General features: G+C 72.8%; 13 protein-coding genes. 5 read left to right on the forward strand and 8 right to left on the reverse strand.

The features are described from left to right. Window positions 1–339 (reverse strand): DUF952 domain-containing protein, encoded by a 339-nt coding sequence (locus tag ACQPWW_RS11140; RefSeq protein WP_433131744.1) that lies wholly within the window; start codon window positions 337–339, stop codon window positions 1–3. Between the two features lie 101 nt (window positions 340–440). Between ACQPWW_RS11140 and ACQPWW_RS11145 the strand changes: the two genes are divergently transcribed. From ACQPWW_RS11145 to ACQPWW_RS11155, 3 genes are all read left to right on the forward strand, one after another. Then, complete coding sequence (locus ACQPWW_RS11145) at window positions 441–752, forward strand: hypothetical protein (RefSeq protein WP_355031047.1); 312 nt, start codon at window positions 441–443, stop codon at window positions 750–752. An 87-nt stretch (window positions 753–839) separates the two neighbouring features. After that, the gene (locus ACQPWW_RS11150; RefSeq protein WP_357803004.1) at window positions 840–1,496 is read left to right on the forward strand and encodes a response regulator transcription factor; all 657 of its coding nucleotides are present in this window, start codon (window positions 840–842) and stop codon (window positions 1,494–1,496) included. A gap of 9 nt (window positions 1,497–1,505) precedes the next feature. Then, a complete protein-coding gene (locus tag ACQPWW_RS11155; RefSeq protein ID WP_433131747.1) occupies window positions 1,506–2,942 on the forward strand; it encodes an ATP-binding protein in 1,437 nt (478 codons plus the stop codon). A gap of 9 nt (window positions 2,943–2,951) precedes the next feature. On the opposite strand, the gene ACQPWW_RS11160 is transcribed toward ACQPWW_RS11155, so the two are convergent. The 4 genes from ACQPWW_RS11160 to ACQPWW_RS11175 all read right to left on the reverse strand — a co-directional run bounded on the left by ACQPWW_RS11160 (window position 2,952) and on the right by ACQPWW_RS11175 (window position 7,226). After that, window positions 2,952–3,860 (reverse strand): TAXI family TRAP transporter solute-binding subunit, encoded by a 909-nt coding sequence (locus ACQPWW_RS11160; protein WP_433134272.1) that lies wholly within the window; start codon window positions 3,858–3,860, stop codon window positions 2,952–2,954. Window positions 3,861–3,996: 136 nt separating this feature from the next. Next, the gene (locus tag ACQPWW_RS11165; RefSeq protein ID WP_433131749.1) at window positions 3,997–4,653 is read right to left on the reverse strand and encodes a hypothetical protein; all 657 of its coding nucleotides are present in this window, start codon (window positions 4,651–4,653) and stop codon (window positions 3,997–3,999) included. A gap of 107 nt (window positions 4,654–4,760) precedes the next feature. Further along, a complete protein-coding gene (gene yaaA / locus ACQPWW_RS11170) occupies window positions 4,761–5,558 on the reverse strand; it encodes a peroxide stress protein YaaA (RefSeq protein WP_433131751.1) in 798 nt (265 codons plus the stop codon). A 51-nt stretch (window positions 5,559–5,609) separates the two neighbouring features. Continuing rightward, window positions 5,610–7,226 carry a hypothetical protein gene (locus ACQPWW_RS11175; RefSeq protein WP_433131754.1) on the reverse strand — a complete coding sequence of 539 codons (1,617 nt, stop codon included), beginning with the start codon at window positions 7,224–7,226 and terminating at the stop codon, window positions 5,610–5,612. 123 nt (window positions 7,227–7,349) lie between these two features. On the opposite strand from ACQPWW_RS11175, the gene ACQPWW_RS11180 reads away from it, so the two are divergent. Beyond that, window positions 7,350–8,390, forward strand: a complete 1,041-nt coding sequence (locus ACQPWW_RS11180; RefSeq protein ID WP_433131756.1) for an App1 family protein — start codon at window positions 7,350–7,352, stop codon at window positions 8,388–8,390. A 7-nt stretch (window positions 8,391–8,397) separates the two neighbouring features. Here the strand turns inward: ACQPWW_RS11180 and glgB are convergent, their stop codons facing one another. From glgB to glgA, 3 genes are all read right to left on the reverse strand, one after another. Further along, entirely contained in the window at window positions 8,398–10,500 is a 2,103-nt protein-coding gene (gene glgB, locus ACQPWW_RS11185; RefSeq protein ID WP_433131758.1) for a 1,4-alpha-glucan branching protein GlgB, read from the reverse strand. Then, window positions 10,488–12,563: a maltotransferase domain-containing protein gene (locus ACQPWW_RS11190; protein ID WP_433131760.1), complete on the reverse strand. Its 2,076-nt coding sequence runs from the start codon at window positions 12,561–12,563 to the stop codon at window positions 10,488–10,490. The genes glgB and ACQPWW_RS11190 overlap by 13 nt, the downstream gene beginning before the upstream one ends. A 163-nt stretch (window positions 12,564–12,726) precedes the next feature. Then, window positions 12,727–13,956: a glycogen synthase gene (gene glgA, locus ACQPWW_RS11195; protein WP_433131762.1), complete on the reverse strand. Its 1,230-nt coding sequence runs from the start codon at window positions 13,954–13,956 to the stop codon at window positions 12,727–12,729. Between the two features lie 72 nt (window positions 13,957–14,028). Here glgA and glgC point away from each other — a divergent pair, with 72 nt between their 5' ends. Next, on the forward strand, window positions 14,029–15,261 hold the full coding sequence (gene glgC, locus ACQPWW_RS11200) for a glucose-1-phosphate adenylyltransferase (RefSeq protein ID WP_282261160.1): 1,233 nt from the start codon (window positions 14,029–14,031) through the stop codon (window positions 15,259–15,261). The last annotated feature ends 20 nt before the right edge of the window (window positions 15,262–15,281 follow it).

Genomic DNA, 15,281 nt, shown 5'->3' on the forward strand with positions numbered 1-15,281 from the left:
TCAGCCCAGCAGGGCGGCCACCGCGTCGGCGGCCGGGGTGTCCGCCGGCAACGCCTGCGCCGCGACGACCGCCGCGACCGGCAGCGGGCCGTACACGTGCGGAAAGAGCTGCCCGCCGCGCGACGGCTCCCACCGCAGCGCGTCCCCCAACCGCTCCTCCGCCACGCTGAGCAGGGTCAGCCCGGTCGCGCCGGCGAAGTGCCGGCGGGCCGTCTCGACCACCTGGTCGGCGCCGGAGAGGTGGATGAAGCCGTCCTGCCGGTCCACGGCGGAGCCGGGAAAGGCACCCGCGGCGAGGGCGTCGTCCCACTCCGTGCTCGACAGCAGTTTGTAGATCATCACGGCAGCCTACGGGTGTGCCCGCCGCTTTTCGCCGGTACCGCCGCGCCCGTCGCCCCGGGCCGGGCATGCTCAGGTCAAGGGCCGCGGAGGGATGGGCGATGCAGAGCTACGACGACGACTGGACCGACAGTCAGCGCGCGTTGTACGACGAGTGCTACCGGGCTGGCGGCGAGTGGGCCGAAGACCCGGACACTCCGTCCGATGACGTGCAGCACGTGATCAACCTGGCCGAGGCGGACGACGACGCCTTCAACGACGCCGAAATCGACTACCCGCCTCTGGTCGACGCGGTCACCCAGGCCAGCGGGGTCACCGTCACCAGCGTGCCGGCCAGCCACGAGGACCCGGGTTTCCGCGGCTTCACCGACGGCGTCCGGGACGCCACCGCCGACGACGTCTTCGGTCTGTAGCCGGATCCGACGCGACACGCGGCTTTCCGCCGGGCGCGCGCTTCTGCCACCATTCGCAGAACAGCGCTGCGACGGACGGGGGCACGGGTGCGGATCCTGCTGGTGGAGGACGACCGCCGGGTGGCCGCTGCGCTCTCCTCCGCCCTCACCCGACGGGGCTACGAGGTCGAGCACGCCGCCACCGTCGCCGCGGCGCTCTCCGCCGCCCCGTGCGACCTGGTGCTGCTCGACCTGACCCTGCCCGACGGCGACGGCACCGACCTGTGCCGGGAGCTGCGCCGGCGGAGCAGCCAGCTCGGCATCATCGCGGTGACCGCGCGGGGTGAGGAACGCGACCGGGTGCTGGGCCTGCGTCTCGGCGCTGACGACTACGTCGTCAAGCCGTTCTCGATGGTGGAGTTGCAGGCCCGGATCGAGGCGGTGCTGCGCCGGGCCGCGAACGCCGCACCGGAGCGGCACCTCATCCAGGCCGGTTCGGTGCACATCGACGTGGCCGCGCGGACGGTGACCGTGGACGGCCGGGCCGTCACGTTGACCCGCAAGGAGTTCGACGTGCTGCTCTCGCTGGCCCGGCAACCGGGGGTGGCGGTGCCCCGCGACCGCATCCTGCTGGACGCCTGGGGCACCACCTGGGCCGACCGGCACACCGTCGAGGTGCACGTCGGGTCCCTGCGCGGCAAACTCGGTGACGCCCGCCTGGTGGAGACCGTCCGTGGCGTCGGCTACCGGCTGCGCGACGCGTGAGGGGCTGACGTGCGTCGTCGACTGGTGATCAGCTATCTGCTGCTGATGGTGCTCGTCCTCATCGCGTTGGAGACGCCGCTGGCGGTCACCATGGCCAGCCGCGAAACCGAACAGGTCCGGGCCGACCGGCTCGCCGACGCGACCCGGTTCGCCTCGCTGGCCGGGCCCGCGCTGCGCGACGGTGGGCCGGGTTCGATCGAGTCGGAGCTGACCAGCTACGACAACCTGTACGGGATCGGCGCCGCGGTCGTGGACCGGGACCGGAGCACCCCGGTCGCGTCGCCGAGGTGGCGGCCCACCGCGGGGACCGCGTCGGTGCTGGACATCGCGCTGTCCGGGCAGCAGACCAGCGCCCCCGAGTTGGTCTGGCCGTGGACGACCGGCCCGGTGGTGGTGGCGGTGCCGATCAACGACGGTGGTGAGGTGCTCGGCGCGGTGGTGATCGTGACCCCGGCCGACCCGATCCGCCGGGCGGTCGCCGCGTGGTGGTTGCTTCTCACCCTGGCCGGCCTGCTCGCCGTGCTGGCCTGCGTGCTCACCGCGTTCGGGCTGGCCGGTTGGGTGCTGCGCCCGGTCACCGAACTGGACGCGGTCACCCACGAGATCGCCGAGGGCGACCGGGGCGCGCGGGTGCAGCACCGCCTCGGCCCGCCGGAGCTGCGCCGCCTCGCGGCCAGCTTCAACCACATGGCCGACGTGGTCTCCGACGTGATGGACCGGCAGCGCGCCTTCGTCGCGCACGCCAGCCACCAACTGCGCAACCCGCTCACCGCGCTGCGGCTGCGGGTGGAGGAGCTGGGCCCCAGCCTCACCGACCCGGAGGGCCGATCGGAGCACCGGCTGGCCCTGGAGGAGACCGACCGGCTGGCGTTGGTGCTCGACGCGCTGCTGACCCTCGCCCGCGCCGAACGGGAGGAGAACGAGCGGGTCACCGTGGACGCCGCCGCGGTGGCCGCGTCCCGGGTGGCCGCCTGGGCGCCGCTGGCCCGGCACCGTTCGGTCGCGTTGCGGCTGACCAGCACCGACGCCCCGGCGTACGCACAGACCGTGCCGACCGCCGTCGACCAGGCACTGGACGCGCTCATCGACAACGCGGTGAAGTTCAGCGGGGCCGGCGGGGCGGTGACGGTGTCCGTGGCCCGCCGCGACAACGGGGTGGCCCTGGAGGTGCGCGACTCCGGTCCCGGCATGACCGGGAGTCAGCTCGGCCAGGCGACCGAGCGGTTCTGGCGGGCGCCGGACGCGCAGAACGTGGACGGCGCGGGGCTCGGCCTGACCATCGCCGCCGTGCTGGTGGACGCGTCCGACGGGCGGCTCACCATGCGCCCGGGGGAGTCGCGCGGGCTGGTCGCGGCCCTGTGGTTCCCCGCGCCGGACCCGGACCCGTCGACGGAGCCGGTGGACGGCGACCCGGCCACGAACCTGCGGCCCACCGTGCCGCGGTAGGGGCCGCCGTCAGGGTTTGTCCGCCCGGTACCAGGAGGCGGCGCCGGGGTGCAGTGGCAGCGGGGCGGTCACGATCGCCGAGCGGGGGCTCATCCGCCCCGCCGCGGGATGCGCGGCGGCCAGCTCGGCCCGCCGGTCCATCAGCAGCCGGGTCACCTCCCGGACCAACGGCGCCGGCAGGTCGGCTCGGACGATCAGATAGTTCGGGTCGGCCACCGTGGTCACCGCGTCCATCCCGTAGACCGAGCGGGGAATGTCCCGGGACACGTACACCTGGCCGTAGCGCGCGCGCAGCTGCTCGGTCCATTCGCTGAGGTCCACGATCCGGGTGGCGCTGCGCCGGGCCAGGTCCGCGATGCCCCGCACCGGCAGCCCGCCGGAGAAGAAGAACGCGTCGATCTGTCCGGAACCCAACGCCGCCACCGAGTCGTCAAGTCCGAGCCGCGTGCGGCGTACCTGGTCGCCGCCGAGGCCGGCCACCTCCAGCAGTCGGGTCGCGGTGATCTCGGTGCCCGATCCGGGTGCGCCGACGGAGACTCGCCGGCCCCGCAGGTCGTCGAGCGTGCGCACCGGACCGCCGCCCGTGGTGACCAGGTGCAGCTGGTCGTCGTACACCCGGGCGATCGCCTCGACCGCTGGGCTTCCCGCGGTGCTGGTGGGCAGCACGTCGGCCTGGGTGAACCCCAACTCGGCCGCGCCGGACCCGACCAGTTGGACGTTCTCCGCCGAGGCGGCGGTGATCACGACGCTGGCGTGGACGTCGGGCAGCTCCCGGTTGAGGATGGCCGCCAGCGACTGCCCGAACGCGTAGTAGACGGCGGTGGGGCTGCCGGTGGCGATCCGGATCGACGTCTGCTCGGCCGGGGTGTCCTGGCAACCGGCGGCGCTCAGGGTCGCGGTCAGCAGCACCGTCAACAGGGCCGCCGTCCCCGCGCGCGGACGCCGGAGCCGGCTGGAGGAGGTACGTCTCACGCGGTGCACTGTGCGCCGTCGGACCGGCGCGCGCAAGCTCCGGTCCGACAGGTGTGCCGGGCGGGTGTGGCCCGAGCGTCGATCAGCAGGCCGGGCGGGCCTGCTCCACCGCCGCGTTGCGCAGGATCCGCGCCCGGTCCGGGCCATCGGCCACGCTGACCAGGAAACAGCCGGTGCCCGCCTGTAGCCGAGCCGGAACGTCGAGCACGGCAGCGCTGCGAATGAGCACCGCGGCCAACTCCCGGTCGGCGAGCCGCACGCCGAGGATGTGCCGGCGGACGTGTCGCCCGGCGGCCAGCAGCGCCGACCGCCAGGCCGCAGCCGCGAGTCGGGTCACCAACCGCCGGCGTGCCGGCGAGGTGCCGGGAGGCGGCCCACCGAGCAGCGCTCGCCGCCCCTGCCGCCAACCCGCGTCCAACATCCGGGCGTACGCGCCCTGCCGCTCCTGGGGCACCCAGAGCCGGTGCAGCTCGTAGCGGCGGCGCAGGCCCCCGACAGCGACCTCGTGCGTGACCGGGATATCCAACCGGGCGAGCAACTGCCGCATCCGCTGCGCGGCGTCCTCCCTGTTGAACTCCACCCCCGGCACGTGCGCCGGGCTCGGCCGGGCGGCGGTCGGCGGCGGCGTGCAGCGCAGCAGGCAGGCGGCCTCGAACGCGTCGCCCAGCGTCAGCCAGTCCAGCGGGGGCGGCGGCACCGACGAGCGCGGCCGGTCGAGCACTGCGGGTTCGCGGGTCAACGAAGGCTCCCTCGTCGGAGTCTGGGTTCCCCTACCGTGGCCCCTACCAGGCGATTACGGAACTCCTCCGGCCCAGCCTTGAGCAAATCTTGCGGCTGCTCGGACCGTTACAGGTCGGTGACCACCAGATCCACCTGCCGTACCCGGCCGGGCGCGGTGACCTGCTCCTCGACGGTGTGCTTCAACTCCCGCAGCGTGCCGAGCAGCTCCGCCGCCGAGCGCGGTCGGGCGCCGGCGACGAGCAGGTCACGGACCAGCCGGCCCTTCGTCGCCTTGTTGAAGTGGCTGACCACCGAGCGGACCGGCACGCCGTCGACCTCCCGCTCGTGCAGCACCCGCACGCTGACGGTCCGTTCGGCCAACTCACCCCGCGCCGTCCAGGTGGCCGCGTACGCGCCGGAACGCAGGTCCAGCACCGGGCCCCGGCCGGCGGCGGCGTCCACCGCCGGCGTCAGCTCCCGCCGCCAGTACGTCGACAACGCCCCGACGCCCGGCAGGCGGGCGCCGATCGGGCAGCGGTACGGGGGGATCCGGTCGGCCAGCCGGACCGCGCCCCACAGCCCGGAGCTGATCAGGATCGACCGGCGGGCCGCCCGCTGCGCCGCGACCGGCAACGAGGTCAGCTCCAGCGCCTCGTAGAGCACCCCGGTGTAGAGCCGTTCGGCCGGAGCGGTGGCCGCCTCCCGCAGTCGGGCGTTGCGGCGCAGCTCGCCCCGCTGCCCCTCGCTGAGGCCGAGCGCCGCGAGCGCCGCCGCCTCGTCCGGCCCGGCGCTCAGCGCCACCAGCGCGTCCAACACCCGCTCCCGGGCCGGGTTCAACTCGGGCAGCGAGAGGCGGTCCGGGGCCCAGCGCCGCCCGGTGCCGGCGTCGGCCTTGCCCTCCGAGGGCGGCAGCAGGATGAGCATCGGGTCTCCTCGACGGGCGGGACGGCGGCCTGGTCAGCGTACGACCCGCCGTCAGCGCCAGGGCCGCACCGGGGTCTCGGGGTGGTACACGCGATAGCCGCCGACCTCGCGTACCGGTGCGGCGTCGGCCCGGTCGGCGAGCAGCCGGCGCAGCCGCCGATCCATCGGGGAGTCGGCCTCCACCACATAGCCCGGTCGGGGGGCCCTCCCGACCTGCCGCCAGTACGGGAGGTAGCGGTTCTGCCCGGGGGACAGGTCGCCGTCGAGCACCCCGCAGACCACCGTCTCGTCCGTGTTGAAGATCAGTCGGTTGCAGGTCCAGTAGTCCCCGTACACCTCGTGCGGGCCGTCGGCGCGCAGCGCGGCGGCCAACTCCCGGGCCTGGCGCTCCTCGGTCCGCGACGCCGCGCTTCCGGTGGCCGCGAAGAGCACGGTGACCACCACCGTCGTCGCGGTCAGGGCGACAAGCACGGCGGTGGACAGCGCCCCGGTGAGTCGGCCCAGCGCGCTGCTGGTGCCCCGCCAGGCGGTCAGCGCCGCCACCCAGAGCGGCCAGAGCACCGCCGGCAGCGACAGTTGCAGCACCGACAGGTAGCGGGCGTTGTCCAGGGGGCTGGTCGCGGCGAGCGGGCTGCGCACGTACGACACCAGGGTCAACGCGGCGCCGGCGACAAGCGCGAGCTGCACGACCGGCCCGACCCGCTCCCCGCGTGGGCCGGCGGCGCGGCGGTACGCGAGCACCGCGAGCACCGCGCCGACCACCAGCAGCACCGGATACAGCATCCCCCACCACTGTTGCCACCGGCCGCAGCCGTCCACCGGGCAGAGCCCGTGCGCCAGCGGCACCCCCTCCAGCAGGCCGCCCCGGACCCGCTCGGACCACGGCGGCAGGGGCCCTTCCTTGGTGCTGACCTCCCGGAACACGGTCAGTGAGTCTTCCCCCGGCCCGGCCCGCAGGTTGTCGAGGATCATCGGCGCGACCCCGACCACGACGCCCACCACCAGCAGCAGGCCGGACCAGCCGAGAAGCTCGCGCCGCAGTGCCCACACCAGCGCCAGCCCGGCCACCGCCAGGTACGGCAGGATCAGCCAGTCCGACCAGGCGGCCAGCCCGACGAGCAGGCCGAAGAGCACGACGGCGAGCCGCCGACGGCGTACGGTGCCGGCCGCCAACCCCACCGTGATCAGCAGCATCAGCAGCACCGCCGGCTTCACCTCCGGCCGCCCCCCGACGACGGTGAGCTGGTCGCGGACCACCCGCTCGCCGCCGAGCGCGAGCAGGCCCACGACGACTGTGGCGAACCAGGGCGCGCAGAGCCGGCGCGTCAGCCGGTGGATCAGGTAGAGGAACAGCGCGTACAGCGCGAGCATCGGCAACCGCAGCACCGGCCAGCTCGGCCCGGCCAGCGCCACCAGGGGAGCGGCCAGGTAGGACTCCAACATCCCCATGTAGTGCTGGCCGTACAGGAAGACCGGGCGTTCCCGGCCCTGCCCGATGTGCAGCGCGGCGAGGCCGAAGGTCGCCTCGTCGCTGTTCGACACCGGCACCGTGTACAGCGTCAGGACCAGCCGGTACCCGATGCCGGCCAGCCCGAACAGCAGCGCGACGAGCGCCGGCCGGTCGAGTCGTGGGCGCCACCGCCCACCATGCTGCTCTGGATGCGACACGACCAACGCCCCCGTCGTCGTCCCGACCGGAGTGTTTCACGGACGGCGGGCGGACCGGGGAGGTTCGGCGCACCCCGGTCGGCTCGCGTGGCCGCGGCCCTGAACGTGTGGCAGGGTTGGCGCGTGCCACCGACTCCCGCCGGCCAGTTGGCCGTTCCGAACCTGCACCGGGCTGCGCGGATCGAGGACGCCGTGCACCAGCTCGTCCAGCGCCGGCTGCGGCGCACCGGCTGGCGGGTCAACATCGTCGCGTACACCGGTTATGGCGCCCCGGGCTGGGTGCGGGTGATGTGCCGGGTGTTGCTGGGCCGACCGGACACCCGGCAGCGGGGTCGACTCGACAAGGTCCGCGGCTGGCGCAGCTTCACCACCCTGCCCAACAAGCACTGCACGGTGACAATCGAGGCCGGCGGGGTACGGCACGAGACGCAGGCCGACCGCAGCGGCTTCGTCGACACCCTGGTCGAGGCCGACCTGCCACCCGGCTGGGGCACTGTTCGCCTCAGCGTCCCGGACGCCGAGCCGGTCGACGCGCCGGTGCGCATCCTCGACCCGGACGTCAAGTTCGGCATCATCTCCGACATCGACGACACGGTGATGGTCACCGCGCTGCCCCGGCCGCTGCTCGCCGCGTGGAACACGTTCGTGCTCGACGAGCACGCCCGCAACGCGGTGCCCGGCATGGCGGTGCTCTACGAGCGGCTGGTCACCGCGCACCCCGGCGCGCCGGTCTTCTACCTCTCCACCGGCGCGTGGAACGTGGCGCCCACCCTGACCCGCTTCCTGTCCCGACACCTCTACCCGGCCGGGCCGCTGCTGCTCACCGACTGGGGGCCGACCGCCGACCGCTGGTTCCGCAGCGGGATGGAACACAAGCGGTCGACCCTGGCCCGGCTGGCCCGGGAGTTCCCCGACGTGCGCTGGCTGCTTGTCGGCGACGACGGCCAGCACGACCAGGAGATCTACCGGGAGTTCGCCGCCGCCCACCCGGAGAACGTGGCGGGGGTGGCGATCCGTCGGCTCTCCCCGACGCAGTCCGTGCTGGCCGGCACCCTGCCGGCGCCGGCCGGTCGCCCGTCGTCGGGGCCGGTGGGGCAGAAGTGGCTGTCCGCGCCGGACGGCGCCGGCCTGTGGCAACTGCTGCGCGACGCCAACCTGGTCTGACCGCCGGTCAGCCCTGGCGGAGCCAGACGGCGCCCAGCGGCGGAACCTGGAGGGCCGCCGAGGCCACCATGCCGTGCCACGGCACGTCCTCGGCGCGCACCTCGCCGAGGTTGCCCACCCCCGACCCGCCGTAGTGGTGCGCGTCGGTGTTGAGCACCTCGGTCCACGTGCCGCCGGCCGGTAGGCCGATCCGGTAGTCGTGCAGGGGCTGGGCGGAGAAGTTCGCCACGCACACCAGGGTCGAGCCGTCCGGGGCGATCCGGACGAACGACACGGTGTTGTTGGCGACGTCGTCGCCGGCGATCCACCGGAACCCGGCCGGTTCGGTGTCCTGTGCCCAGAGCGCCGGGGTGTCCCGGTAGACCCGGTTGAGGTCGGCGACGAGGCGCTGCACCCCGGCGCGGGCCGGGTCGTGCAGCAGGTACCAGTCCAGGCCGCGCTCCTCGCTCCACTCCCGGTCGTCGGCCAACTCGGAGCCCATGAAGAGCAACTGCTTGCCGGGATGCGCCCACATGTACGCCAGCAGCGCCCGGACGTTCGCCAGCCGCTGCCAGGTGTCGCCGGGCATCTTGCCGGCCAGCGACCCCTTGCCGTGCACCACCTCGTCGTGGCTGATCGGCAGCACGTAGTTCTCGCTCCACGCGTACGCCAGGGAGAAGGTGAGCTGGTGGTGGTGGTGCTGGCGGTAGATCGGGTCCTTCGAGGTGTAGAGCAGGGTGTCGTGCATCCAGCCCATGTTCCACTTGAAGCCGAAGCCCAGCCCACCGTCGGCCGTCGACCCTGTCACGCCCGGCCAGGCGGTGGACTCCTCGGCGATCATGACGACCCCGGCGTGGTGCTTGTAGACCGTCGCGTTCACCTCCTGCATGAGCGCGATGGCCTCCAGGTTCTCCCGACCGCCGTACTGGTTCGGGACCCACTGCCCGTGCTCGCGGGAGTAGTCCAGGTAGAGCATCGAGGCGACGGCGTCCACCCGAAGTCCGTCGACGTGGAACTGGTCGCACCAGTAGAGCGCGTTGGCGACCAGGAAGTTGCGGACCTCGTTGCGGCCGAAGTCGAAGACGTACGTGCCCCAGTCGGGGTGCTCGCCCCGGCGCGGGTCGGGGTGCTCGTAGAGCGGGGTGCCGTCGAAGCGCGCGAGGGCCCACTCGTCCTTGGGGAAGTGCGCGGGCACCCAGTCCAGGATCACGCCGATGCCGGCGGCGTGCAGCCGGTCGACCAGGTGCCGGAAGTCGTCCGGGTCACCGAAGCGGGAGGTCGGCGCGTAGTAGCCGCTCACCTGGTAGCCCCAGGAACCGCCGAACGGGTGCTCCATCACCGGCAGGAACTCCACGTGCGTGAAGCCCAGCTCGGTGACGTACGCGGTGAGCTGGTCGGCCAGCTCGCGGTAGCCCAACCCGGGCCGCCACGAACCGAGGTGCACCTCGTAGACGCTCATCGGCTCCTGGTGCGGTTGCCGCTCGGCCCGGCGGGCCAGCCAGTCCGCGTCGTTCCACAGGTACGTCGAGTGGTGCACCACCGAGGCGGTGGCCGGCGGCACCTCCGCGTACGCGGCCAGGGGGTCGGCCTTGTCCCGCCACTGCCCGTCGGCGCCCAGCACCCGGTACTTGTAGCGGGCGCCGACCCGGGCGTTGGGGACGAACAGCTCCCACACGCCGCTGGAGCCGAGCGACCGCATCGGCCAGCCGTCGTCCGCTCCCCAGCCGGTGAAGTCGCCGACCACCCGCACGCCGCGGGCGTTGGGCGCCCAGACGCTGAACGCGACGCCCTCGTCGAAGACCCGGGCGCCCAGCGCGTCCCACAGCCGCTCGTGCCGGCCCTCGCGGATCAGGTGCAGGTCCAGCTCACCGAGGGTCGGCGGATAGCGGTACGGGTCGTCGTGGGCGGTGCCGTCGACCTCCACCCGGTAGTCGAGCACCGTGCCGTCGACCTGGGTCTCGAAGACGCCCGCGTCGTGCACCCGCTTCATGGGGTGCCGCTCGTCGCCGACGAGCAGCACCACGTCACCGGCGCCCCGGCGCATCGTGCGGATCGTCGTCGAGGAGTCGGCGGGGTGCGCGCCGAGCAGCGCGTGCGGGTCGTGCGTCGCGCCGGTGATCAGCTGGTCCATCGGTCGTCCTTCGGTGCGGGGGCGGTCGGCGCGGTACCGCCGGACAGGTCGGTGGGGACGTCGGCGACGGTGAGCGTCGCCGCGACGTTGGTGGCGGGCTCCGGCGCGGCGGGCGGCGTCGGGCGGCGCACGGTCAGCACGTGCGCCGGTTGCAGGTACGGGTCGAGCCGCACCGCGTTGCGCTGACCCCAGTCGTAGCTGGTGCCGGTCAGCTCGTCGTGCACGGTGAACCGTTCGTGCCAGTCGAAGCCGAGCGCCGGCATGTCGAGGGTGGTGTTGCCCCACTGCACCTCGCGCGAGTCGAACGAGCAGATCACGATGACCGTGTTGCCGGTCTCCGGGTCGTGCTTCGACCAGCAGAGCAGCGCCGGATTGTCGATCTCGTGGAACCGCAGGTTGCGGAGCTGGTGCAGGGCCGGGTTGTCGCGGCGTACCCGGTTGAGGGTGGTCAGGAACGGCGCCAGCGACCGGCCCTGCGCCTCGGCGCCGGCCCAGTCGCGGGGGCGCAGCTCGTACTTCTCGTTGTCCAGGTACTCCTCGGCGCCCGGCCGGGCCACGTGCTCGAACAGCTCGTAGCCTGCGTACATGCCCCAGGACGGGGAGAGCAGCGCGGCCAGCACCGCCCGGATCTTGAACATCGGCGGGCCGCCGTGCTGCAACGACTCGTGCAGGATGTCCGGGGTGTTCGGCCAGAAGTTCGGCCGCATGTGGTCGGCCGACGCGACAAGCTCCTCGCAGTACTCCCGCATCTCGGCGGCCGTCGTGCGCCAGGTGAAATAGGTGTACGACTGCGTGAAGCCGATCTTGCCGAGCCCGTGCATGATGGCCGGCCGGGTGAACGCCTCGGCCAGGAACAGCACGTCCGGGTCGATCTTCTTCACCTCGGCGATCAGCCAGTGCCAGAAGTCGAACGGCTTGGTGTGCGGGTTGTCCACCCGGAAGATCCGGATGCCCTCGCCCACCCAGTGCAGCACCACCCGCAGCACCTCGGCCCGGATGCCCTCCGGGTCGTTGTCGAAGTTGACCGGGTAGATGTCCTGGTACTTCTTCGGCGGGTTCTCCGCGTAGGCGATGCTGCCGTCGGCCCGGGTGGTGAACCACTCCGGGTGCTCGGTGACCCACGGGTGGTCCGGCGCGCACTGCAACGCCAGGTCCATCGCCACCTCGAGGCCCTGCGCCGCCGCCGCCTCGACGAAGGCCCGGAAGTCCGCCGGCGTACCCAGGTCGGGGTGGATCGTGTCGTGGCCGCCCTCGGCGGCGCCGATCGCCCACGGCGAGCCCACGTCGGTCGGCCCGGCGGTGAGCGCGTTGTTGGGGCCCTTGCGGTTGACCCGGCCGATCGGGTGGATCGGCGGCAGGTAGAGCACGTCGAAGCCCATCGCGGCCACGCCCGGCAGCCGTTTGGTGGCGGTCGCGAAGGTGCCGGACCGGCCCTGCGTCGCCCCCTCCGAGCGGGGGAAGAACTCGTACCAGGCCGAGTAGAGGGCCCGCTTGCGGTCCACCCAGATCGAGTACGTGTCACCGGCGGTGACCAGCTCCCGCACCGGGTGCTCCCAGAGCAGGTCGGCCAGCGCCAGCGCCGGGCCGACCCGCTGCGGCAGCGGCAGGTCGGTCTCGACAAGCGCGGTCAGCGCGTCGGCGACCCGGGGCCGGTCGGCGGTCGGGACGAGGTCCCGGGCGGCGGCGAGCACCCGCGCGCCCTCGGCCAGGTCGTTTGCCAGGTCCTCCGGACCCTGACCGGCGGCGATCTTCTTCGTCACCGCGTTCTGCCAGGTCAGGTACGGGTCCTGGAACGCCTCGACGGCGAAGGCCCAGGAGCCGACGGCGTCCGGCGTGATGGTGGCGTGCCACCGGTCCTGGCCGGGCTCGCCGGGGCGCATCCGGGTGAACGGCCTGGTGACGCCGTCCGGACCCATCCAGACCACGTTGCAGCCCAGCGCGTCGTGCCCCTCCCGGTAGGCGCGGGCCGACACCGGAACCGGCTCGTCGACCACCGCCTTGGCCGGGTACCGCCCGCACGAGACGACGGGGGAGACGTCTTCGATCGGGAACCGTCCAGTCACCCCGCCAACCTACTGCGCGAGATCCGTTCGCGCGCGGCCAAGCACGTCTGTGCGTCCCTCACCGCGGGCGGCCGGCCGCCAAGATCCACACGGGTTCCGTGAAACCGTTGCTTCCCGGCGTCGGGAGGCAGCGGTTTCCGGGAAGGCGTGTGGATCTCCGTCCTCAGCCCGCGTCGCGGCCCCCGCCGACACCCGCGCCGACCGAGCGGTAGACGTCGAGGGTCTGACCGGCGATGGCGTCCCAGGAGAAGTGCTCCACCGCGCGCCGCCGACCGGCCAGGCCGAAGCGCCCGGTGCGCGCCGGGTCGGCGAGCAGCGTGTTGATCGCCGCCGCCAGGTCGGCGACGAACTTCTCCGGCTCCAACGGCGTCCCGGACCCGTCGGTGACCTGCTCGATCGGCACCAGCAGGCCCGTCTCACCGTCGGCCACCACCTCGGGAATGCCGCCGGTCGCGGTCGCCACCACCGCCGTCTCGCAGGCCATCGCCTCCAGGTTGACGATGCCCATCGGCTCGTAGATCGACGGGCAGGCGAAGACGGTGGCGTGGGTGAGCACCTGGATCACCTCGGGCTTGGGCAGCATCTCGGCGACCCAGACCACGCCGGAACGGTTCGCCCGCAACTCGGCGACCAGCTCCTCCACCTCGGCGGCGATCTCGGCGGTGTCCGGTGCGCCGGCGAGCAGCACGAGCTGGGTGTCCGCCGGCAGCTCCCGCGCGGCCCGCAACAGGTAGGGCAGTCCCTTCTGCCGAGTGATCCTTCCCACGTAGGCCACGCTCGGCCGGGACGGGTCGATGCCGAGCCGGTCGAGCACGTCGGTGCCCTGATCCGGCGCGTACTGCACTGTGTCGATGCCGTTGTAGACCACCCGGATCCGGTCCGGGTCGATCTGCGGGTAGGCGGTGAGCACGTCGTTGCGCATCCCGCCACTGACCGCGATCACCGCGTCGGCGGCCTCCATCGCGGTCCGCTCGATCCAGGAGGAGAGCGCGTAACCGCCGCCGAGCTGCTCGGCCTTCCACGGCCGCAGCGGCTCCAGGCTGTGCGCGGTCACCACGTGCGGCACCCCGTGCAGCAGCTTCGCGGTGTGACCGGCCAGGTTGGCGTACCAGGTGTGGCTGTGCACCACGTCGGCGCCGGCCGCGCCGGCGGCCATCTCCAGGTCCACGCCCATCGTGCGCAGCGCGGCGTTCGCGCCGGTCAGGCCGGGCGGTTCGGCGTACGCGGTGACGCCCGGCTCGGTGCGCGGCAGGCCGAAGCAGTGCACCCGTACGTCGGCGCGGTGGCGCAACTCCCGGGCCAGGTACTCGACGTGCACCCCGGCGCCGCCGTAGACCTCCGGCGGGTACTCGCGGGTGAGCAGATCGACGCGCAGCGGGGTGGGTTCCGTCATGACCCCGCACCCTAATGCAGAAGACTCCCCGTACGAGTGGTGAAGTCCGACGCGGGTGGATAGCGTCGGGGCATGGCTGCCAAGGTGCTCGCGATCGTCCTGGCGGGTGGGGAGGGCAAGCGCCTGATGCCACTCACCACGGACCGGGCCAAGCCGGCCGTCCCGTTCGGCGGGATGTACCGCATGGTCGACTTCGTCCTCTCCAACCTGGCCAACGCCGGCTATCTCAAGATTGTCGTGCTGACCCAGTACAAGTCCCATTCCCTCGACCGGCACATCACCAAGACCTGGCGGATGTCCACGCTGCTCGGCAACTACGTCACCCCGGTGCCCGCGCAGCAGCGTCGTGGCCCGTGGTGGTTCGCCGGCTCGGCCGACGCGATCTACCAGAGTTTCAACCTCATCAACGACGAGCAGCCCGACTACGTGATCGTCTTCGGCGCCGACCACATCTACCGGATGGACCCGCGGCAGATGGTGGAGGACCACATCGCCTCCGGCGCCGCGGTCACCGTCGCCGGCATCCGCCAGCCGCTGTCGATGGCCGACCAGTTCGGCGTCATCGAGGTCGGCGAGGACGGCAAGCGGATCCGGGCGTTCCGCGAGAAGCCCACCGACGCGGTCGGTCTGCCCGACGCGCCGGACGAGATCTACGCCTCGATGGGCAACTACGTCTTCACCACCCGGGCGCTCTGCGAGGCGGTCGAGCGCGACGCGGAGGACAAGACCAGCAAGCACGACATGGGCGGCAGCATCATCCCGATGCTCGTCGAGCGCGGCGAGGCCAATGTCTACGACTTCCGCGACAACGAGGTGCCGGGCAGCACCGACCGGGACCGCGGGTACTGGCGGGACGTGGGGACGCTCGACTCGTTCTACGACGCGCACATGGATCTGATCAACGTGCACCCCGTGTTCAACATGTACAACTTCGACTGGCCGATCTACACGGAGCAGCCGCCGTGGCCGCCGGCGAAGTTCGTCCACCAGTGGGGTGAGCGGGTCGGCCGGGCGGTCGGCTCGATGGTGTCGCCCGGGGTGGTGATCTCCGGCTCGCTGGTGGAGAACTCGATTGTCTCGCCAAAGGTGCGGGTGCACTCCTGGGCGCACGTCGAGGGCTCGGTGCTGATGGAGGGTGTGGAGATCGGCCGGCACGCGGTGGTCCGGCGGGCCATCCTGGACAAGAACGTGTTCGTCCCGGAGGGCGTCGAGATCGGCGTCGACCTGGAGAAGGACCGGCAGCGCTACACCGTCTCCGACAATGGCATCGTGGTGATCGGCAAGGGCCAGAAGGTCGAGCCGTGACCGACACGCACTCCCCGAGG

The sequence above is a fragment of the Micromonospora sp. CA-240977 genome, from assembly GCF_050942285.1.
GTDB lineage: Bacteria > Actinomycetota > Actinomycetes > Mycobacteriales > Micromonosporaceae > Micromonospora.